Origin of the sequence: Ornithinimicrobium pratense (assembly GCF_008843165.1) — a bacterium.
Classification (GTDB): domain Bacteria; phylum Actinomycetota; class Actinomycetes; order Actinomycetales; family Dermatophilaceae; genus Ornithinicoccus; species Ornithinicoccus pratensis.
Genome location: NZ_CP044427.1, coordinates 509,862 through 529,184 on the forward strand (window position 1 = coordinate 509,862; position 19,323 = coordinate 529,184).

At 70.9% G+C, this 19,323-nt stretch carries 19 protein-coding genes and 1 tRNA gene; 14 read left to right on the top strand and 6 right to left on the bottom strand.

All coding sequences use genetic code 11. The features are described 5' to 3' along the window. Position 1: 1 nt before the first annotated feature. Together FY030_RS02375 and FY030_RS02380 are read right to left on the bottom strand one after the other, a co-directional pair. Positions 2-382: a DUF3037 domain-containing protein gene (locus FY030_RS02375; RefSeq protein ID WP_158060116.1), complete on the bottom strand. Its 381-nt coding sequence runs from the start codon at positions 380-382 to the stop codon at positions 2-4. Then, on the bottom strand, positions 379-1,152 hold the full coding sequence (locus FY030_RS02380) for a HipA family kinase (RefSeq protein WP_158060117.1): 774 nt from the start codon (positions 1,150-1,152) through the stop codon (positions 379-381). Before FY030_RS02380 ends, FY030_RS02375 begins: the two co-directional genes overlap by 4 nt. Positions 1,153-1,312: 160 nt before the next feature. Here FY030_RS02380 and FY030_RS02385 point away from each other — a divergent pair, with 160 nt between their 5' ends. Genes FY030_RS02385 through FY030_RS02405 form a run of 5 tightly spaced genes read left to right on the top strand, consistent with a single transcriptional unit; the run spans position 1,313 to position 6,802 of the window. Next, a complete protein-coding gene (locus FY030_RS02385) occupies positions 1,313-1,798 on the top strand; it encodes a SigE family RNA polymerase sigma factor (RefSeq protein ID WP_158060118.1) in 486 nt (161 codons plus the stop codon). Continuing rightward, positions 1,791-3,179 carry a hypothetical protein gene (locus tag FY030_RS02390; RefSeq protein ID WP_158060119.1) on the top strand — a complete coding sequence of 463 codons (1,389 nt, stop codon included), beginning with the start codon at positions 1,791-1,793 and terminating at the stop codon, positions 3,177-3,179. The genes FY030_RS02385 and FY030_RS02390 overlap by 8 nt, the downstream gene beginning before the upstream one ends. A 54-nt stretch (positions 3,180-3,233) precedes the next feature. Continuing rightward, positions 3,234-4,103: a hypothetical protein gene (locus FY030_RS02395; RefSeq protein WP_158060120.1), complete on the top strand. Its 870-nt coding sequence runs from the start codon at positions 3,234-3,236 to the stop codon at positions 4,101-4,103. Between the two features lie 33 nt (positions 4,104-4,136). Further along, positions 4,137-5,954, top strand: coding sequence for a methionine--tRNA ligase (metG, locus tag FY030_RS02400; protein WP_158060121.1), 1,818 nt, complete (start codon positions 4,137-4,139; stop codon positions 5,952-5,954). Further along, positions 5,951-6,802 (top strand): TatD family hydrolase, encoded by an 852-nt coding sequence (locus tag FY030_RS02405; RefSeq protein WP_158060122.1) that lies wholly within the window; start codon positions 5,951-5,953, stop codon positions 6,800-6,802. The genes metG and FY030_RS02405 overlap by 4 nt, the downstream gene beginning before the upstream one ends. On the opposite strand, the gene FY030_RS02410 is transcribed toward FY030_RS02405, so the two are convergent. After that, positions 6,784-7,806 (bottom strand): SDR family NAD(P)-dependent oxidoreductase, encoded by a 1,023-nt coding sequence (locus FY030_RS02410; RefSeq protein WP_158060123.1) that lies wholly within the window; start codon positions 7,804-7,806, stop codon positions 6,784-6,786. The genes FY030_RS02405 and FY030_RS02410 overlap by 19 nt on opposite strands. Positions 7,807-7,885: 79 nt before the next feature. Between FY030_RS02410 and FY030_RS02415 the strand changes: the two genes are divergently transcribed. From FY030_RS02415 to FY030_RS02435, 5 genes are read left to right on the top strand one after another with little or no spacing between them, the layout of a single operon-like run. Continuing rightward, positions 7,886-9,079 (top strand): zinc-dependent alcohol dehydrogenase, encoded by a 1,194-nt coding sequence (locus tag FY030_RS02415; protein ID WP_158060124.1) that lies wholly within the window; start codon positions 7,886-7,888, stop codon positions 9,077-9,079. Between the two features lie 37 nt (positions 9,080-9,116). Then, complete coding sequence (rsmA, locus tag FY030_RS02420; RefSeq protein ID WP_238348515.1) at positions 9,117-9,974, top strand: 16S rRNA (adenine(1518)-N(6)/adenine(1519)-N(6))-dimethyltransferase RsmA; 858 nt, start codon at positions 9,117-9,119, stop codon at positions 9,972-9,974. Next, positions 9,971-10,912 carry a 4-(cytidine 5'-diphospho)-2-C-methyl-D-erythritol kinase gene (locus FY030_RS02425; protein WP_158060126.1) on the top strand — a complete coding sequence of 314 codons (942 nt, stop codon included), beginning with the start codon at positions 9,971-9,973 and terminating at the stop codon, positions 10,910-10,912. The genes rsmA and FY030_RS02425 overlap by 4 nt, the downstream gene beginning before the upstream one ends. Next, positions 10,912-12,750, top strand: coding sequence for an ABC-F family ATP-binding cassette domain-containing protein (locus FY030_RS02430; RefSeq protein ID WP_158060127.1), 1,839 nt, complete (start codon positions 10,912-10,914; stop codon positions 12,748-12,750). Before FY030_RS02425 ends, FY030_RS02430 begins: the two co-directional genes overlap by 1 nt. A 7-nt stretch (positions 12,751-12,757) precedes the next feature. Next, the gene (locus tag FY030_RS02435) at positions 12,758-13,744 is read left to right on the top strand and encodes an arsenic resistance protein (protein WP_158060128.1); all 987 of its coding nucleotides are present in this window, start codon (positions 12,758-12,760) and stop codon (positions 13,742-13,744) included. Here FY030_RS02435 and FY030_RS02440 read toward each other — a convergent pair. The 3 genes from FY030_RS02440 to FY030_RS02450 form a co-directional block, all read right to left on the bottom strand. Continuing rightward, positions 13,710-14,210, bottom strand: a complete 501-nt coding sequence (locus tag FY030_RS02440) for a MarR family winged helix-turn-helix transcriptional regulator (protein WP_158060129.1) — start codon at positions 14,208-14,210, stop codon at positions 13,710-13,712. The genes FY030_RS02435 and FY030_RS02440 overlap by 35 nt on opposite strands. A gap of 19 nt (positions 14,211-14,229) precedes the next feature. Beyond that, positions 14,230-14,311: transfer RNA gene (locus FY030_RS02445), tRNA-Gln, on the bottom strand. Positions 14,312-14,374: 63 nt separating this feature from the next. After that, complete coding sequence (locus tag FY030_RS02450; protein WP_158062588.1) at positions 14,375-14,983, bottom strand: TetR/AcrR family transcriptional regulator; 609 nt, start codon at positions 14,981-14,983, stop codon at positions 14,375-14,377. An 81-nt stretch (positions 14,984-15,064) separates the two neighbouring features. On the opposite strand from FY030_RS02450, the gene glmU reads away from it, so the two are divergent. The 4 genes from glmU (at position 15,065) to pth (ending at position 19,280) form a co-directional block, all read left to right on the top strand. Further along, positions 15,065-16,576: a bifunctional UDP-N-acetylglucosamine diphosphorylase/glucosamine-1-phosphate N-acetyltransferase GlmU gene (glmU, locus tag FY030_RS02455; RefSeq protein ID WP_272950534.1), complete on the top strand. Its 1,512-nt coding sequence runs from the start codon at positions 15,065-15,067 to the stop codon at positions 16,574-16,576. After that, entirely contained in the window at positions 16,576-17,559 is a 984-nt protein-coding gene (locus FY030_RS02460; RefSeq protein ID WP_158060131.1) for a ribose-phosphate diphosphokinase, read from the top strand. The genes glmU and FY030_RS02460 overlap by 1 nt, the downstream gene beginning before the upstream one ends. Before the next feature lie 320 nt (positions 17,560-17,879). Further along, positions 17,880-18,533 carry a 50S ribosomal protein L25/general stress protein Ctc gene (locus tag FY030_RS02465; RefSeq protein ID WP_158060132.1) on the top strand — a complete coding sequence of 218 codons (654 nt, stop codon included), beginning with the start codon at positions 17,880-17,882 and terminating at the stop codon, positions 18,531-18,533. 150 nt (positions 18,534-18,683) lie between these two features. Then, positions 18,684-19,280 (top strand): aminoacyl-tRNA hydrolase, encoded by a 597-nt coding sequence (gene pth / locus FY030_RS02470; RefSeq protein WP_158060133.1) that lies wholly within the window; start codon positions 18,684-18,686, stop codon positions 19,278-19,280. The last annotated feature ends 43 nt before the right edge of the window (positions 19,281-19,323 follow it).

Here is a 19,323-nt window from a genome sequence, read left to right on the forward strand (position 1 = left end):
CTCAGCGGCGCACCAGCACCCGCACCAGGTGCTCCAGCGTGCCGGCCGGGTCCTCGCTGGTCCCGCCGTGCACCGGCCCCGGTTGCACGATGGTGCTGCGCGGGGCGCTGAGCCACCCGAACCGCGGCCCGAGCCGGTCCAGCCGTGGGGTACTGGGGGAGTGTTCCCCGGCGGCGACACGGCATACCTGGTCCAACGACGCCCGCACCGACTCCAGGTCCAGCTCGGGGTCGAGCGCCAGCGCCCGGGCGTGGTCCAGCGCGACCGCGCCCTGCAGGAAGTCGGCCTCCTGGCTGTAGAGCACCACCCCGACGTTGATGAACTCCTCACGCTCCACGCGCGGGACGAGCCGCAGCACGACGTACTGGTAGTCGTAGGTCATGCCGCACTCCCGGGCAGCCAGACGTGTGGGGTCCGCACCCGCGCGAGGAGATGCTGCCGGTATGCCGTGCGTACCGCCGGTGGATCGGGCAGATGGTCCGTGGTCTCCAGCCAGTCCTCGGGCACCTGGTCGAGCACGTCACCCACGAGCTCTTCGGTGACCAGCGGCGCGAGCTCGCCGTGGGCGCCGAGAAGGTCGGTCGCCAGCGCACCGAGCACGTGGTCGTCGGCTCCTACGCGGAAGGGCTGCTGGGCGAAGCGCTCGGCGCTGGGTGCCTTGCTCGGCCAGGAGTGGTGGAAGTAGAGGGCCGCGCCGTGGTCGATGAGCCAGGTCCGTCGGTGCCAGGTCAGCAGGTTGGGGTTGGACCACGTGCGGTCGATGTTGGCGGTGAAGGCGTCCAGCCAGAAGATGCGCGAGGCCAGCGCCGTGTCCGGCGGGCGGGAGCCGTCATACCCCAACGCGCCGGGGAGCAGGTCGACGCCGAGGTTGGTGCCGGGGGAGGCGTTGAGCAGATCCTGGACCTCCGCGTCAGCCTCGTAGCGCGCCATCGCCGGCGGCAGGTCGATGGTGACGAGACGGGGGACTGGCAGACCCAGTCGACGGGCCAGCTCGCCGACGATGACCTCGGCGACGAGCACCTTCAGCCCCTGCCCGGCCCCCCGGAACTTCACCACGTAGGTGCCCTGGTCGGCGCCCTCGACCACGCCTGGCATGGAGCCGCCCTCGCGCAGCGGGGTGACGTAGCGGACGGCGGTGACGTGGTCGAGCACGAGCGTCAGGCTAGCCCGGATCACTCACCCGACCACTCGAGGTCGGCGCGCCCCGGCGTGCTCGACATACGCGCGGTCTTCCCCACCTTTTCGACCCCTCGCACGTTAGATGATCGAGAGGGTCCTGCGGGGGTCCTCCGAGAGCCCGCGAGGAGGCGGTATGCGGCAGTCGCGAGAGGAGGAGTTCGCGGCGTTCTTCGACGCCGCCTCTCCTCGGTTGCTCTCGGTCGCGTGGTTGCTGACCGGGCAGCAGCAGGCCGCGGAGGACCTGGCCCAGGAGGCGCTGGCCCGCACCTACGCCCGGTGGGGCACGGTGCGCACCGGCAACCCGATGGCCTTTGCCCGCCGGGTCCTGGCCAACCTGCACACCGACCGCTGGCGCAAGCACCGCCGGGAGGTCCTCACCGAGGAGACACCAGAGGTCGGTCGCATGCACGACCCCCGGACCGTCGACCTCGTGCGCGCCCTGCGGACGCTGGCCCCGCGCGAGCGGGAGTGCGTGGTGCTGCGGCACTACCTCGACCTGTCCGAGAAGCAGACCGCCGAGACGCTCGGGATCGGCGTGGGTAGCGTCAAGAGCTACACGATGCACGGGCTGCGCGGACTGCGCGCCCAGCTGAGCGAAGGGGAGCAGACCCGTGTCTGAGACCGACCGCGACGTGCTGGCCCTGCTCGACCGGGCCGCCGCCGACAGCCCGCCCCTGCACCTCGACCGCGACGCGGTGATCGGCCGCGGCCGGCAGATCGCCCGGCGTCGCCGTGCAGGGGGGACCGGTATGGCGATCGGTGCCCTCGCCCTCGCGGGTGCTGTATGGCTGGGCCCGGGGCTGGGCAGCGACCTTCTCGGCACGCAGCAGATCTCACCGGCGAGCGTCTCGTGGGAGGTGGACGAGCCGACCAGGCTGACCGTGCTGGACGGGGTGACGCGCGGCGGAAACGTCTCACCGCTGACCGTCACGAAGGGGCCGGACGGTTCGGCGTCGGCGACGTTCACGGTGGAGGGCGTCGAGGAGACGGTCGAGGGACGGACGATGGCCGGAGGCGTCGACCTCTTCGTCGGCGGCCGGGCCACCGTGGCGGTGTGGGCCGATCCCGAGGGTGACCAGCATCAGGTCCAGCCGTGGCCCAACTCGTACCGCGGGTACGAGATTGGCCGTGCCCAGGGGGACGATGATCTGTGGTACCTCGTCTCCGACGCTGGCTACCTGCCCGAGGATCTCCTCTTCTTCTCCGACCACGACGTCTGGACCGCCAGCGGGACGGTGGCTGAGACGGTCGAGCTGACTGACGGACGGGCGGAGGCCGTCGCGTTCTCGCTGAGCGGCCTCGACGTCACCGGGGTCGTGCATCACGGGTCGTTGAACGTCATGGAGGCAGACAGCTTCGGCTTGACGGGAGGCGAGGAGGCGTGGTGGCGGGGCGGTGACGTCTACTCGGTGACCATCGTGCGTGCGCCGGACGAGGCGACGCACGTCCGTCCGGTCTGGCTCGACGAGGAGGACGCCGTCCGCCTGGTCGGCGGACGTGCGGAGACGGTGCGGGTGGGTGACGCGGCGTACAGCACCTTCTCCCACGCCGGGGAGGAGAATCCGCTCGACCCGGCCAGCCTTTCGCCCTCCACCTTCCAGTGGTCGGCGGACGGACACACCTGGCACAACAAGGGCGACGACGGCGAGGGCATCGACGACCCCGTGACGACTGTCGGTCCAGGTGCCCGCATCCTGCTCCTGGGTGAGGCGTATGAGGTCGCCGTAGACGCCTACGGCTGGCCGCAGCTGCTCGAGGCGGACGGGACGGTCTTCCTTACGGTCTCCGACAGCGATGGGCCGCCTGGGGGAAGCGGGGGCGGGGGGATCATCATGTGGCGACAGCACTGGTGGCCCTGGTCGGATCATCACAAGGTCCACTTCTCCTACTCCCACGGTGACCGGGACCCTGAACCGCCGCCCGTCTCCGGTCAGGACGTGGTGACGATCACCGGGCCGGCGGGTGAGGTCTCGGTGGTCGCGGTCCCCGCCGGTTCCTGACCGTGACGGCGGTTCACCCTGACCGGGCCGTGATCAGGCCATACCTTGGGCCACATGGTCGACGACGGCTTCGGCATCCGGGCCCATGAGCTGACCTCTTCCGTGATCGAGTTGCGCCACCGGCTCGTCGCGGAGTTCGGGGCCGACCGGGTGTGGATCCTGTCCGACGACTTCCAGGGTCGACGGGTCTGGCCCAAGGGGTGGCAGGTGGTGAGCATCGACCCGGACGTGCTCGACGGCATCGGGCTGCGCCACCGGGACGTCGAGCGGCCCGGATGGCGGCTGGGTGACTACGGCCTGTACCTCTGGGCCCTCCAAGAGCCGGACCTGCGCCACTACTGGGTGACCGAGCCGGACGTCCACTTCGCACTGCCCTCGGTGCGGGACTGGGTCGAAGGGCTCAGCGTCCACGAGGAGGACCTGCTCATCCCCCGCTTCGGGCTCGCCCCCGAAGGCTGGCTCTGGCGCCCCGCGCTGGCCGAGTTGACGGGCGGCCCGGTCTACCGGTCCCTGTTCCCCCTCTCGCGGTCGAACGAGGCCGCCGTGGACGCGGCCTACCAGCTGCGGCTGCGGATCAGTCAGGCCGAGCCGTCGCCGGATCCCTACCCCAATGACGAGTCCGTCGTGGCCACGGCCGTCGCCCAGGCCGGGTTGCGGGTGGCGCCGCTGGAGCAGTACTGCCCGGAGCAGTTCGACTACTTCGCGGCGACGGTCAAGGTCTGGCGGGAGAGCCTGCTGCGCCGGCACCCGGACCGGGAGCTGGTAGTGCACTCTGCGCTCTCCTACGAGGAGTGGGCACGCTGGTTCACCCACTTCCTGGGCAACCACGCACCGGCCGAGCGCCACGACAGGATGCGCCAGGTAGCCGCCCGGTTGGATCCGGACGACCTCCCCGTCCTGCACCGGCTCGCTGCGCGCAACTGAGAGAGCACCCCGGCCCACCTAGGATGGTGACCCATGAGCCATGTCCTGTCTGCCGTCGCTTGGCCCTACGCCAACGGCCCGCGCCACATCGGTCACGTCGCCGGCTTCGGTGTCCCCTCCGACGTCTTCAGCAGGTACATGCGGATGGCCGGGCACGACGTGCTCATGGTCTCCGGCTCGGACGAGCATGGGACCCCGATCCTGGTGCAGGCCGACAAGGCCGGGATGAGCCCGCAGGAGTTCATCGACGTCAACCACCGCCTCATCGCCGAGGACCTGGTCGCGCTGGGTGTCTCCTACGACCTCTACACCCGCACGACCACCGTCAACCACCACCAGGTCGTGCAGCAGATGTTCCTCGCCTGCCACGCCAACGGGTACATGCTCGAGCAGTCCCAGCAGGTCGCGATCAGCCCCTCGACCGGGCGGACCCTGCCCGACCGCTACATCGAGGGCACCTGCCCGATCTGCGGATACACCGAGGCGCGCGGCGACCAGTGTGACGACTGCGGCAACCAGCTGGACCCGATCGACCTGGTGAACCCGCGCTCCAAGATCAACGGGGAGACGCCGCAGTTCAAGGACACCCAGCACTTCTTCCTCGACCTGCCCGCGCTCGCCGAGGCCCTTGGGGAATGGCTGGACGGACGCGAGGCCAGCGGGCTGTGGCGGCCCAACGTCATCAAGTTCTCCCAGAACATCCTGGAGGAGATCCGGCCCCGGGCGATGACCCGGGACATCGACTGGGGCATCACCGTCCCCCTGCCGGGCTGGGAGCAGGACGGCACCAAGAAGCTCTACGTATGGTTCGACGCCGTGATCGGCTACCTCTCGGCGTCGGTGGAGTGGGCACGCCGGGTCGGCGACCCCGAGCGCTGGCGCGAGTGGTGGAACCGGCCGGAGGCCCTGGCCTACTACTTCATGGGCAAGGACAACATCACCTTCCACTCCCAGATCTGGCCGGCCGAGATGCTCGCCCACAACGGCCGGGGCAGCAAGGGCGGGCAGGTCGGTCCCTACGGCGAGCTCAACCTTCCCACCGAGGTGGTCTCCAGTGAGTTCCTCACCATGGAGGGCCGCGCCTTCTCCACCTCGCGCTCGATCGTCATCTACGTCCGCGACGTCCTGGAGCGCTACCAGCCCGACGCCCTGCGCTACTTCCTCTCGGCAGCGGCCCCGGAGACCGCGGACTCTGACTTCTCCTGGCCCGAGTTCGTCAAGCGCACCAACACCGAGCTGGTCGCTGGCTGGGGCAACCTGGTCAACCGCACCGCGTCGATGATCGCCAAGAACTTCGGCGAGCTCCCGGCTGCGGGGCAGCTGGAGGAGGTCGACCGCGCGCTCCTCGACCAAATCGCCGAGGGCTTCACCACCGTCGGCCGGCTCATCGCCACGCACAAGCAGAAGGCCGGGTTGGCCGAGGCGATGCGCCTGGTGGGCGAGGCCAACGCCTACGTCTCCGCCACCGAGCCGTTCAAGCTCAAGGCGGACCATCAGCGCGAGCGCCTGGGCACCGTGCTGCACGTGCTTGCCCAGGCCGTCCTCGACCTCAACACGATCCTGTCGCCCTACTTGCCGCACAGCTCCACGGCGGTGCACCAGGCGCTGGGAGGGGAGGGCGTCTTCCAGCCGATGCCGGTGCTGGAACAGGTCGATGACCTCGACGACCCGTCCAGACCCGGCTACCCGGTCATCACCGGCGAGTACTCCGCGGCCCCCCGCTGGGAGCACCGACCGGTCCCCGTGGGGGCGTCGGTGGCCAAGCCGTCACCGATCTTCACCAAGCTGGACGCCTCGGTGGTGGAGGAGGAGCGGGCGCGGCTCGGGCTGGTCGACGAGGCGGGGGTATGACGTCCCGCGACCGGCTCACCGGGCGCCCCCCGGCACCGGACCCGCTGCCGATCGCGGTGGTGGACAATCACTGCCACCTGGACATCCGACGCGACGACGCCCCGGTGACCGGTCTGGCCCAGGTGGTGGCCGAGGCGGCGACTGTCGGGGTGGATCGGCTGGTCCAGATCGGGTGCGACCTGGACTCGGCCCGGTGGACAGTCTCTGTCCTCGACGAGCACCCGGCGCTGCTCGGTGGGGTCGCCATCCACCCCAACGAGGCGCCCGGGCACCAGACCGCTGGCGACCTGGAGGAGGCGATTGACGAGATCGCCGCCCTGGCCCGGCACCCCCGCGTGCGGGTGATCGGGGAGACCGGGCTGGACTACTACCGCACCGGCCCGGAGGGTGTCGACGCCCAGCACCACTCCTTCCGGCGGCACATCGCGCTGGCCAAGGAGCTCGGCCTGGCCCTGCAGGTCCATGACCGGGAGGCGCACGAGGACATCCTGCGGATCCTGGCCGAGGAGGGGGCACCGGAGCGGACGGTGCTGCACTGCTTCTCCGGGGACATGGAGATGGCGCGCGAGTGCGTGCGCCGCGGGTACTACCTTTCCTTCGCGGGCACGGTCACGTTCAAGTCGGCCAAGGCCCTGCGCGACGCGCTGTCGGTGACGCCGCCGGAGCACCTCCTGGTGGAGACCGACGCGCCCTACCTGACCCCGACCCCGCACCGGGGCCGTGCCAACGCCCCCTACCTCATCCCGCACACCGTCCGGGCGATGGCCGAGACGTTGAACACCAGCGTCCCCCAGCTGTGCCAGGCGCTGTCCGCCAACAGCGAGGCGGTCTACGGCTCCTGGGCCTGAGTGGTCGGGCGGCGTTCGTTGTTGCGCTCGGCGGCCCGGCGACCGAGGGTGGTGAGCGCGTTAACCACCGAGGAGCCGAGGCGCCGCTGAGCGTCCCGCCCTTCGATCGTCTCGCCCGGGCCGGAGGCAGAGGGCAGCAGGCGAGTGGTCAGCCCCATCATCTTGGTCGTCACCCCGGGCAGCAGCCCGCGGAACCGGGTGGCGACCACCGTCAGCGGCGTGAGCTCACACCGGGTCTCCCCGGCCAGCACCGCGTCCACGATCTTGCGCGCCGCCCGGTCGGCGGACATGGTGAGTCCAGGGATGGAGGCGGCCGGTCCGAACCATGCGAACTCCTTGGCCGCCTGGCCGGTGAAGTGCGCCCGCTCGTGGGAGCCCGTGCGCATCAGCCCGGGGACCACCGTCGTGGCGGTCACGCCCGTGCCGGACAGCTCGGCCGAAAGCCCCTCGCTGAAGGCGACCGCGCCGGACTTGGCCACCGCATAGGGCCACAGGTGCGGCGGCGTGACCTCGCCGCCGATCGAGGTGATGGTGCCGATCCGGCCGTGACCGCGCTCGCGCATCCGCCGCACCACGGGCAGGGTCACGTTGACCGGGCCGTGCAGCATGGTCCCGAGCGAGGCGTCGAAGTGGTCGAAGGTCATCGACTCCGCCGGGCCGACCTGGATGACGCCGGCGACCGTGATCAGCACCTCGATCGGACCGACGCCCGACTCCACCTCTTGGACGAGTTCCTGGACGGCAGCGCGGTCGCTCACGTCGCAGGCGCGGACGTCGACTTGGGCGTCGGGACGCCGCGCGAGCAATTGATTCCGGGCAGTTTGAAGGTCGGCGAGCGTGCGCGAGCAGATGACCACCCGGTGCTCCCGCTCCACCAGCTCGCGAGCGATGAGCAGGCCCAGACCGCGGGAGGCGCCCATGACCAGGGCGACGGGCCGGGGGGCGGCCGGGATCGGGTCGACCGGGGAGATCACGGGGGTGGTGGACGGATCGGTGGGCGGCATACCCGCCACGGTAGGACCGTCCGGACGGTGGTGCCTCTTGAGAGTGCGTCCCCCGAGGGTGGCCCGTAGCGTCGGTGGCATGCGAGCACTGACGTGGCAAGGCGTGGAGGACGTCCGGGTGGAGACCGTCCCGGACCCGGTGATCCAGGAGCCGACCGACGCGATCGTGCGGGTCACCTCGACCGCCATCTGCGGGTCGGACCTGCACCTCTACAAGGTCCTGGGGGCCTACCTGGACAAGGGTGACGTCTTGGGTCACGAGTTCATGGGGATCGTGGAGGAGGTGGGCGGGCAGACCGGCGACCTGCAGGTGGGTGACCGCGTTGTCGTGCCCTTCACGATCTGCTGCGGGACGTGCTGGATGTGCTCGCGCGGGTTCTTCGCCCAGTGCGAGACGACGCAGAACCGTGAGCAGGGCAAGGGCGCGTCGCTGTTCGGCTACACCGAGCTCTACGGCCAGGTCCCAGGGGGCCAGGCCGAGCTGGTCAGGGTGCCCCAGGCGCAGTTCGGGCCGGTAAAGCTGCCCGAGCGCGGCGCCGACGAGCGTTATCTCTACCTCTCCGACATCCTGCCAACCGCCTGGCAGGGCGTGAAGTGGGCCGAGGTGCCCGAGGGTGGGACGCTGGCCGTCCTGGGTCTGGGCCCGGTGGGTCAGCTGGCCGTACGCAGCGCCCGCCATCTGGGTCTTCGGGTCATCGGCGTCGACCTGGTCCCCGAGCGACTGGCGCTGGCGGAGCAGTGGGGTGCGGAGGTCATCGACCTGCGCGATGGTCTGGACGACGCCGCCGACGTGGGCACAGCCGTGCGTGACCTCACCGACGGCCGCGGCGCCGACGGCGTCCTCGACGCCGTCGGGATGGAAGCCCACGGCAACCCGGTGAGCGAGAAGATGATCAACGCGGTCGGCAAACTGCCCGGCCTGGTCTCCAAGCCGATGATCGAGCACCTGGGCATCGACCGGCTGGCGGCGCTCCACGCCAGCATCGAGTCGGTCCGCCGGGCCGGGACGGTCTCGCTGAGCGGCGTCTACGGCGGCGCGGTCGACCCGATGCCGCTGCTCGACATGTTCGACAAGGGTATGTCGCTGCGGATGGGACAGTGCCACGTCAAGCAGTGGACCCCCGAGCTGCTTGAGCTGGTCAGCCAGGACGAGGACGTGCTCGGCCTGGAGTCGCTGGCTACCCACCGGGTGCCGCTGGAAGATGCCCCTGCCATGTACGAGACCTTCCAGAAGAAGCAGGACGGCTGCCTCAAGGTGGTGCTCAAGCCCTGACCGGGGAGTGGACCGGGCAGGCACGGATAATGCACCGGTGAGCACCGACGAGCACCTCCTCGGCCCTGCCGAGATCCGCGACCTGGCCACCCGGCTGGGAGTCCGACCGACCAAGTCGTGGGGGCAGAACTTCGTCATCGACAAGGGCACCGTGCGGCGGATCGTGCGGGCGGCCGAGGTCGGCGAGGAGGACGTGGTCCTCGAGGTCGGTCCTGGGCTGGGCTCGCTCACCCTGGCCCTGCTGCCTCAGGTCAAGCACGTCACCGCCGTCGAGATCGACCCCGTCCTGGCGGGCCAGCTGCCCCAGACGGTCATCACCCGGGCCCCCCACCTGGCTGACCGGCTCACGGTGCTGCAGACTGACGCGCTGCGGGTCACCGAACTGCCCGAACCCCAGCCGACCGCGCTGGTGGCCAACCTGCCCTACAACGTCGCCGTGCCCGTCGTGCTGCACCTGCTGGCGACCGTGCCCACGCTGCATACGGTGCTGGTCATGGTCCAGCTTGAGGTTGCCGAGCGGCTCGCGGCCGGCCCCGGCAGCAAGGTCTACGGCGTGCCCAGCGTCAAGGCCAACTGGTATGCCGAGGTGACCGGGGCCGGGCGGATCGGTCGCAACGTCTTCTGGCCCTCGCCCAACGTCGACTCCGGCCTGGTGCGCATGGTCCGCCGCGAGCCACCGGCGACATCGGCCTCCCGCCAGGAGGTCTTCGCCGTCATCGACGCGGCCTTCGCCCAGCGGCGCAAGACCCTGCGGGCGGCCCTGTCCGGGTGGGCTGGGTCGCCCGCCGCTGCCGAGCAGGCGTTGCGGGCCGCCGAAGTCGACCCGCAAGCCCGCGGTGAGGTGATCGGGGTCGAGGACTTCGCCCGGATCGCGGCCCATAGGGTGAGGTCATGACGACGGACGCGGTCACGGTCAGGGTGCCGGGGAAGATCAACCTGGGCCTGTTCGTCGGGCCGCTGCGGGAGGACGGCTACCACGAGCTGTCCACCGTCTTCCACGCAGTCAGCCTCTTCGACCACGTCACGGTGCAACCGGCCGACGACTGGTCCGTGCACGTCACCGGGCCCTTCGCCGACCGGGTCCCGACCGACGGGAGCAACCTGGCCATGGTCGCCGCGCGCACCCTGGCGGCGCGGCGGCAGCGTCGGGCCACGGTGCCTCCGGTGCGCATCGACATCGACAAGCAGATCCCGGTCGCCGGCGGCATGGCGGGCGGCAGTGCCGACGCCGCCGCCGCCCTCGTGGCCTGCCGCGAGCTGTGGACGCTGGACCACATCGAGAACGAGTTGCTCGAGACGATGGCGGCCAGCCTGGGCTCCGACGTCCCCTTCCTGTTGCACGGGGGCACCGCGATCGGCTCCGGGCGCGGGGAGCAGATCACGCCGGTGCTGGCCCGGGGCGAGCTGCACTGGGTGCTGTGGGCGGGGGAGGGGCTGACCCTGTCCACCCCGGCGGTGTATGTCGAGCTGGACCGGCTGCGGGAGGAGCGCGGCACGGAGGTGGGTGCTCCCGAACCCCCTGGAGACCTGCTGACGGCCCTGCGCAGGATGGACACAGACGCGGTCGCCGCGACCTTGCACAACGACCTGCAGGAGGCGGCGGTCTCGCTGCACCCGATCCTGGCCGAGGTGCTGGAGGCGGGCCAGGAACTGGGCGCCCGCGGTGGCGTGGTCTCCGGCTCGGGCCCGACCGTCGCCTTTCTGGTCGGCTCCCAGGCTCAGGCGATCGACCTGTCCGTGGGGCTGGCCGCGAACGGCCCGACCGGTGAGATCCTCCGGGCGATGGGGCCCGTGCCCGGCACCCAGCTGGTGCACCGCGTGGGGCAGGGTTGATGGCGGTCGCGGTCCCCGCGGCGCTCGTCGCGCTAGACAGGGCCCGGCTGCTCGCCGGCACCCAGGTGCTGCTCGACGACGTCTCGATCGGCGTGTCCGACGGTGACCGGATCGGTGTCGTCGGCCGCAACGGCGGCGGCAAGACCTCGCTCCTGTCGGTGATTCAAGGCTCCCGTCCCCTGGACGCCGGGCGGGTCATCCGCACGGGGCATGTCACGATCGGGATGCTGAGCCAGACCGACCGGCTCGACCCGGAGGCCTCCGTGCGGGAGGAGGTGCTTGGTGACCTGGCTGAGCACGAGTGGGCCGGCGACCCACGGGTGCGCACGGTCCTGGAGGGACTCCTCGGAGGCACCGACGCCGAGGCCGTCGGCGGCTGGGAGGCCCTGGTGGGGCCGATGTCCGGCGGCGAACGCCGCCGGCTGGCCCTGGCAGCCCTGCTCATCGCCGACCCCGACCTGCTCATCCTCGACGAGCCGACCAACCACCTCGACGTCGAGGGGGTCGCCTGGCTGGCCGGATACCTGTCCGGGCAGCGCCCACGAACCGGCAGCGCGCTGCTGGTCGTGACGCACGACCGGTGGTTCCTCGACGCGGTCTCCACCCGGACCTGGGAGGTCGCCGACGGCGAGGTGCATGCCTACGAGGGCGGGTATGCCGCCTACGTGCTCGCCCGCGTCGAGCGGCAGCGCGTGGCACGGGTCACCGAGGAGCGGCGGACGAACCTGGCGCGCAAGGAGCTGGCCTGGCTGCGCCGGGGGGCGCCGGCACGGACCAGCAAGCCCAGGTTCCGGATCGAGGCCGCCACCGCCCTGATCGAAGGCGAGCCGCCGCCGCGGGACACCGCCGAGCTGATGCGCTTCGCCACCACGCGGCTGGGCAAGGACGTGCTGGACCTGCTCGGGGCGACGGTGACCGTCGGTGACCGGGTGCTCCTGGAGGACGTCACCTGGCGGATCGGACCCGGCGACCGTTACGGGGTGGTCGGTGTCAACGGGGCCGGCAAGTCCACCCTGCTGCGGGTGCTGCAGGGTCAGCACCCGCTGGCGGCGGGCAAGCTCAAGACCGGCAAGACCGTGCAGATGGCCTGTCTGACCCAGGAACTGCGTGAGCTGGACCGGGTAGCCGGGTGGACCGTGATCGACGCGATCACCGAGGTGCGCTCCTACACCCTCATCGACGGCAAGGAGGTGTCTGCGGCCTCCTTGGCGCGGCGGCTAGGGTTTTCCGGTGGCCGACAGCAGTCACGGGTCGGCGACCTGTCCGGCGGGGAGCGGCGGCGGCTGCAGTTCGTCCGCCTGCTCATGGACGAGCCGAACGTGCTGCTGCTGGACGAGCCCACCAACGACCTCGACATCGAGACCCTCACCGCGATGGAGGACGTTCTCGACGGCTGGGCCGGGACGCTCATCGTGGTCTCGCACGACCGCTACCTGATGGAACGGATGACCGACCGCCAGGTGGCCCTCCTCGGGGACCGGACGCTGCGCGACCTGCCCGGCGGGGTCGAGCAGTACCTCGAGCTGAGGCGGGTGATGCGTCGCGACGGCGCAGGCGGGCCGGCTGGTCGCCCGGCCGGTAGGCCTGCACAGGGCGCACTTCCGCCCTCCGGACCGTCGGCGGCGCAGGTGCGCGAGGCACGCAAGACCCTTGCTCGGGTGGAACGAGCCCTGGACCGGCTGCACGAGCAGGAGGCCGCGGTGCACGAGCAGATGGCCTCTGCCGCGACGGACCCGGACGAGCTCGCGCGGCTCACGGCACGACTGGCAAAGATGCACGCGCAGGAGGAGGCGCTGGAGACCGAGTGGCTCGAGGTGTCCGAGGTCGCGCAGGAGTGAACGGGCGATGACCCGCGAGCGCCTGGAGCGGCACCAGGTGTGGTTCTATCTGGCCGCCCTCGTCCTGGGACTGCTCCTGGGCCAGGTGGCCCCGGGGTTGGGCCCGGCCGCGCAGGCCTCGGTCTGGCCGGCGCTGGCCCTGCTGCTCTACGCGACGTTCACCCAGCTGCCGCTGACCTCGGTGCCGAAGGCGTTCCGCGACATTCGCTTCCTAGGGACGGCGCTGGTGGGCAACTTCGTCCTGGTGCCGCTTCTGGTCTGGGGCCTGGTGCAGCTGGCGCCGCCGGACCCGGCGCTGCGCCTGGGTCTGCTGCTGGTCCTGCTGGTGCCGTGCACCGACTGGTTCATCACCTTCACCCGGCTCGGCGGCGGCGACGGTGCGCGGGCCACCGCGCTGACCCCCTTCTCCCTCCTGCTGCAGCTGCTGCTGCTGCCGGTCTACCTGTGGCTGCTGGGTGGAACCCCCGTGACCGGGGTATTCACCCCGGGTCAGGTCTGGCCGGCACTACTGGTGCTGCTCGGGCCGCTGGTGCTGGCGGCCCTGACCCTGCGATGGGCCGGTGACCGCCCGCGGAGCCGGCGGCTGGTGGAGCGGCTGGAGGTGGCGCCGGTGCCGCTGCTGGCGGTGGTGATCCTGCTGGTGGGGGTCAGCCATGCCGACGAGATCGCCGGATCCGGTGCGGTGCTGCGCGTGGTGGCCGGGCTGGCGGGCCTCTACCTGGTCGGCGCGGTGACGCTGGCCGTGCTGCTGGCGCGCCTGGCCCGGTTGCCCGTCGGCCAGGGCCGGACGCTAGCCTTCAGCCTCGCCACGCGTAACAGCTTCATCGTGCTGCCGTTCGCGCTAACCCTGCCAGCCGGGTGGGAGACCGCCGCCCTGGTGGTCGTGCTGCAGTCGGTGGTGGAGCTGCTGGGGATGATCGTCCTGGTGCGCCTGGTGCCAGGGGTCTTCTTCCGGGAGGTCACGCCTCGTCGAAGGGCTCAAGCAGGGTCTTGAGCAGGCCGGCCAGGCGTGCCTGCTCCTGGGGGTCGAGGCTGGCGAGGATTTCGCGCTCCCCCGCGATCAGCTCGGCCATCGCCGCGTCGACCACATCCCGCCCGGCCTCGGTGAGGCGGACCTGCACTGACCGGGCGTCGGTGGGCGAGGAGGACCGGTCCACGAGCCCACGCTCCACCAGGCGGGCGATCCGGTTGGTCATGGTGCCGCTGGTCACCAGGGTCTGACGCACCAGGGCGGTCGGCGTCAGCCGGTAGGGCTCGCCGGCGCGCCGGAGCGCGGAGAGGACGTCGAACTCCCACGTCTCCAGCCCCCGCTCGGCGAAGGCCTGCCGGCGGGCCAGGTCGAGGTGCCGGGCCAGGCGGGAGACCCGGGAAAGCACCTCCAGCGGGGTCACGTCCAGGTTGGGACGCTCGCGCCGCCACGCCGCGACGACCTCGTCGACCTCGTCGCCCTGGTGACCCATGACGGTCACCCTAGGCGCCTGGCTCCCCGGGAAGGAATCGAACCTTCGTCGCTAATCCTGATTCAAAGTCAGGCGGCCCCTGCCAGCAGAGCAACCGGGGATCGTGCCGGAGCACCGCACCAGCCTAACCGGGCCCCGGACCGGGACCCGGACGTCTGGCGGTCTCAGTGCTTGCGCCTGGTGCGCAGGGTGGGTTTGGCCTCCATCCCGGCCAGGCCGTTCCAGGCCAGGTTGACCAGGTGCGCGGCCACGTCGTCTTTCTTCATCCGGCGTGAGTCCAACCACCATCCACCGGGAATGGCCACCATCCCGACCAGCATCTGGGCGTAGAGGGGGGCGGTCTTGGGGTCCAGGCGGCGGCGTTTGAACTCCGCCGCCAGGATGTGTTCGACCTGGCTGGCGATATCGCTGATCAGGCTGGCGAACGAGCCCGTGGCCTGGCCCGGCGGGCTGTCCCGCACCAGGATGCGAAAGCCGTCGGTGGAGTGCTCGATGTAGTCCAGCAGTGCCAGCGCGGCCGCCTCCAGCAGACCCCGGGCGTTGCCCTCGTGTTCCTGAAGGGCGGTGGTGATCTGGCCCAGCAGCGCTTGGATCTCGCGGTCGACGACGACGGCATACAACCCCTCCTTGCCGCCGAAGTGCTCGTAGATCACCGGCTTGGAGACCCCCGCACTGAGCGAGATCTCCTCCACGCTGGTGCCCTCGAAACCCTTCTCGGCGAACAGGCCCCGGCCCACCTCGATCAGCTGCTGGCGGCGCTGCGGACCGGTCATCCGGCTGCGTGCCGAGGCCTTGGGTGTCGAGGAGCTCACCGCCCCATCATGCCAAGGGGCCGCGCAGGTAGAGTCGGAGCCGTGCCGACCCACCATCCTGCAGCCGTCATCATCCTCGCCGCCGGCCAGGGGACGCGGATGAAGAGCAAGATCCCCAAGGTGCTCCACACCATCGGTGGGCGTTCCCTGGTCGGGCACGCGCTGCACGCCGCCCGTTGCCTCTCACCAGCCCAGCTCGCCGTCGTCGTGCGCCACGAGCGCGAGCGCGTCGCCGACCACATCGCGCAGATCGACCCCGCGGCGACCATCGCCGACCAGGACGAGCAGCCCGGGACCGGCCGCGCCTGCGAGTGCGGGCTGGAGGCGCTCCCGGACGACCTCACCGGCACCGTGCTGGTCACCATGGGCGACGTCCCGCTCCTGGAAGCGCAGACCCTCGCCGACCTCACCCGGATCCACGAGGAGGCCGGGGCCGCCGTCACGCTGCTCTCCGCGGTCGTCGAGGACGCCGGCAACTACGGCCGGGTCGTCCGCGACGCGGACGGCAACCTGCTGCAGATCATGGAGCGCAAGGACGCCGAGGAGCACCGCCGGCTGGGCAACGAGTTCGCCCACGTCCTGGACATCACCGAGTACAACTCCGGCATCTACGCCTTCGACGTAGAGGTCCTGCGCAGCGCGCTCCGCCGCATCGAGCCCTCACCGGTGACCGGCGAGAAGTACCTCACCGACGTCGTCAAGCTGGCCCGCGACGAGGGTCGGTTGGTGCTGGCCCACCCGCTTCGCGGCCCGGACCTGGTGCAGACCGAGGGCGTCAACGACAAGGCGCAGCTGGCCGAGCTGGGCCGGATCCTCAACGCCCGGAACGTCGAGCGCCACATGAAGTCCGGGGTCATCGTCGTGGACCCCGCCACCACCTGGATCGACGTCGACGTGAGCATCGGTCAGGACACCGTCATCCGTCCCCACACCCAGCTCCTCGGTGCCACCACGGTCGGTGAGGACGCGGCGATCGGGCCGGACACCACCCTGACCGACACCTCGGTCGGCGACGGCGCCAGCGTCGTGCGGACCCAGGCCGAGCATGCGGTCATCGGCCCCCGCGCCACCGTCGGTCCCTTCTCCTACCTGCGGCCCGGCACCGTGCTAGACGAGGCAGGCAAGATCGGCGGCTTCGTGGAGACCAAGAACGCCCGGATCGGCGCCGGGGCCAAGGTCCCCCACCTGACCTACTGCGGCGACGCCACCATCGAGGAGGGCGCCAACATCGGGGCCGGCACGATCTTCGCCAACTACGACGGCGTGGCCAAGCATCACACCCACGTCGGGCGGCACAGCTTCGTCGGCTCCGACTCCGTGCTGATCGCCCCGGTCGACATCGGGGACGGGGCCTACGTCGCCGCCGGCTCGACCATCGAGGGCGTCGTCGAACCGGGGCAGATCGCGGTTGCCCGGGGCCGCCAGCGCAACATTGACGGCTGGGTGGCCCGCCGCCGCGCCGGCACCCGGACCGCCGACGCCGCCGACGCAGCCCGGGCCCGGGGCGCCCGCCACCTCGACGAGACCACCTCCACCCCGACCCAGGAGAGCTGATGACCGGCATCCACCGGACCACCGAGAAGAACCTGATGGTCTTCTCCGGGCGTGCGCACCCGGCGCTGTCGGAGGAGGTAGCCGCGAACCTGGGGATCTCGCTGGTCCCGACGCAGGCCTACGACTTCGCCAACAGCGAGACCTACGTCCGCTTCGATGAGTCGGTGCGCGGCTGCGACGCCTTCGTCATCCAGAGTCACGTGGCTCCCGTCAACCAGTGGATCATGGAGCACCTGATCATGGTCGACGCGCTCAAACGTGGTTCGGCCAAGCGGATCACGGTCGTGCTGCCGTTCTTCGGGTATGCCCGTCAGGACAAGAAGCACCGCGGGCGCGAGCCGATCTCGGCGCGGCTGATCGCGGACATGTACAAGACCGCCGGCGCCGACCGCCTGCTGGCAGTCGACCTGCACACCGCGCAGATCCAAGGCTTCTTCGACGGGCCAGTCGACCACCTCATGGCGACCCCGATCCTCACCGGCTACGTCAAGGAGAAGTACGGCGACCAGCCCTTGGCCGTGGTCTCGCCCGACGCCGGCCGGATCAAGGTGGCGGAGTGGTGGAGCAACAAGCTCGCCGGGGCGCCACTGGCCTTCATCCACAAGACCCGCGACATCACCCGGCCAAACGAGTCGGTCGCCAACCGTGTCGTCGGTGAGGTCGAGGGCCGGCTGTGCATCCTGGTCGACGACATGATCGACTCCGGCGGCACCATCTGCCACGCCGCCGACGCCCTGATGGAGGAGGGGGCCAGGGGCGTGGTCATCGCCGCGACCCACCCCATCTTCTCCGGCCCGGCCGTGGAGCGGCTCCGCGACTCCGGGGCCCAGGAGGTTGTGGTGACCAACACCCTGCCCCTCAGCCCCGAGGCGGAGCAGCTGGAGAAGATCACCCAGCTCTCGATCGCACCGCTCATCAGCCGGGCGATCAAGGAGGTCTTCGAGGACGGGTCGGTCACCTCGATGTTCGAAGGCCGGGCGTAGCAGGCGATCCAAGGCGCCGGGCGTAGCAGGCGATCCAAGGCGCCGGGCGTAGCAGGCGGTCAGGTGCGCCGGGCGTAGCAGGCGATCCAAGGCACCGGGCGTAGCGGAGCCTGATTTCACCCTCCCCGCGGCGGGCGTTAGACTCGGGGGGTTGCCTCGGCGAGGGTCGTCCCACGACGTCCGTCATCGACGAAGCGGATGCCGACGGGTCTGCCCGTCCGTGTCGCCTCCGTGATGACCGCGCGATGACCGATCGCGTGCCGCGTCCCGCGTCGAGGCCCGACCCTGACCCGACTGCATACCAGAAGAGGCACCGACGCATGTCTGATGAGCTGAAGATCTCCGCCGAGAAGCGCACCGAGTTCGGCAAGGGTGCTGCCCGCCGCATCCGCCGTGCCGACAAGGTCCCCGCCGTCCTCTACGGGCACGGCACCGACCCGGTCCACCTGTCCCTGCCCGGTCACGACACCATGCTCGCGCTGCGTCACACCAACGCCGTGCTGACCCTGGACGTCGAGGGCGAGGAGCACCTGGCCCTGGCCAAGGACGTGCAGCGCGACCCCGTCCGCCGCTTCATCGAGCACGTCGACCTGGTCATCGTCCGCAAGGGTGAAAAGGTCGTGGTCGACGTCACCGTCCACGTCGAGGGTGAGGCCGCGATGGAGACCTTCGTGTCCGTCGAGCTGACCGAGCTCAGCGTCGAGGCGGAGGCGACCAACATCCCCGAGGTCATCACGGTTTCCGTGGAGGGCCTGGAGGCCGGCACCCAGATCACGGCCGGCCAGCTCGAGCTGCCCCAGGGCGTCAGCCTGGCGATCGACGCCGAGGCTCTGGTCATCAACATCACCCAGGCGGTCTCCGAGGCGGCGCTGGAGGCCGAGCTGGCTGAGGCCGAGGCCGAGGCCGGCATCGAGCAGGACGAGCCCGAGGCTCCCGCCGAGGAGCCTGCGGAGGCTGAGTCCACCGAGGAGTGACCTGGGTGCTCCGCACCTGCCTCAACTGACGTGGCCGCGCCGCGCGGGACAACCCGCACGGCGCGGCCTTGCTCGTCCCCCCGGCGCCGCGGCACCCACCCCGTCGCCTCGGCACCAATCTTGCCCCGCATCCACCCTCAGGAGGAGTCGATGAGCGCACCCTGGCTCGTGGTCGGGCTCGGCAACCCCGGGCCCAAGTACGCCGGCCACCGGCACAACATCGGTGCCATGGTGGTCGCCGAGCTCGCCCGCCAGGCCGGTGCGAGCCTGCGTGAGCACAAGGCGAGCCGGGCCTGGGCGGCTGAGGTGCGGCTGGGGACCGCACCGGGCGGGGTGCCGGGCCCGCGTGCCGTGCTGGCCCGACCGATGACCTACATGAACCTCTCGGGGGGTCCCGTCAGTGGGCTGGCGAAGTTCTACAAGACGCCGTTGGAGCAGGTCATCGTGGTGCACGACGAGCTGGACATCGACTTCGGCGCCGTGCGGCTCAAGCGGGGTGGGGGCGAGGGCGGCCACAACGGCCTGCGCTCGATCAGCCAGTCCCTAGGCAGCCGGGACTACCTGCGCGTGCGGCTGGGGATCGGTCGACCTCCCGGGCGCCAGGACGCCGCCGACTACGTGCTCACGGACTTCCCGATGCGGGACAAGGTCGAGGTCGAACTTCTCGTCGGGGACGGGGTCGACGCGGTGCACGACCTGGTGCACCTCGGGCTTGAGCCAACCCAGCGGCGCTTCCACGCGCGCTAGGGGCAGGCGGCTCGCCCATCTCTTGGTGTGATGTAGGTCACCA

What these genes read in the sequence shown, in the direction of transcription:
- FY030_RS02385 (WP_158060118.1), top strand. Translation starts at nt 1,313, where the DNA reads ATGCGGCAGTCGCGAGAGGAGGAGTTCGCGGCGTTCTTCGACGCCGCC.
- FY030_RS02435 (WP_158060128.1), top strand. Translation starts at nt 12,758, where the DNA reads ATGACCCGCGAGCGCCTGGAGCGGCACCAGGTGTGGTTCTATCTGGCC.
- FY030_RS02425 (WP_158060126.1), top strand. Translation starts at nt 9,971, where the DNA reads ATGACGACGGACGCGGTCACGGTCAGGGTGCCGGGGAAGATCAACCTG.
- FY030_RS02375 (WP_158060116.1), bottom strand. Translation starts at nt 382, where the DNA reads ATGACCTACGACTACCAGTACGTCGTGCTGCGGCTCGTCCCGCGCGTG.
- pth (WP_158060133.1), top strand. Translation starts at nt 18,684, where the DNA reads ATGAGCGCACCCTGGCTCGTGGTCGGGCTCGGCAACCCCGGGCCCAAG.
- FY030_RS02415 (WP_158060124.1), top strand. Translation starts at nt 7,886, where the DNA reads ATGCGAGCACTGACGTGGCAAGGCGTGGAGGACGTCCGGGTGGAGACC.
- FY030_RS02405 (WP_158060122.1), top strand. Translation starts at nt 5,951, where the DNA reads ATGACGTCCCGCGACCGGCTCACCGGGCGCCCCCCGGCACCGGACCCG.
- FY030_RS02410 (WP_158060123.1), bottom strand. Translation starts at nt 7,806, where the DNA reads ATGCCGCCCACCGATCCGTCCACCACCCCCGTGATCTCCCCGGTCGAC.
- FY030_RS02450 (WP_158062588.1), bottom strand. Translation starts at nt 14,983, where the DNA reads ATGACCGGTCCGCAGCGCCGCCAGCAGCTGATCGAGGTGGGCCGGGGC.
- FY030_RS02395 (WP_158060120.1), top strand. Translation starts at nt 3,234, where the DNA reads ATGGTCGACGACGGCTTCGGCATCCGGGCCCATGAGCTGACCTCTTCC.
- FY030_RS02440 (WP_158060129.1), bottom strand. Translation starts at nt 14,210, where the DNA reads ATGGGTCACCAGGGCGACGAGGTCGACGAGGTCGTCGCGGCGTGGCGG.
- FY030_RS02465 (WP_158060132.1), top strand. Translation starts at nt 17,880, where the DNA reads ATGTCTGATGAGCTGAAGATCTCCGCCGAGAAGCGCACCGAGTTCGGC.
- metG (WP_158060121.1), top strand. Translation starts at nt 4,137, where the DNA reads ATGAGCCATGTCCTGTCTGCCGTCGCTTGGCCCTACGCCAACGGCCCG.
- FY030_RS02460 (WP_158060131.1), top strand. Translation starts at nt 16,576, where the DNA reads ATGACCGGCATCCACCGGACCACCGAGAAGAACCTGATGGTCTTCTCC.
- FY030_RS02430 (WP_158060127.1), top strand. Translation starts at nt 10,912, where the DNA reads ATGGCGGTCGCGGTCCCCGCGGCGCTCGTCGCGCTAGACAGGGCCCGG.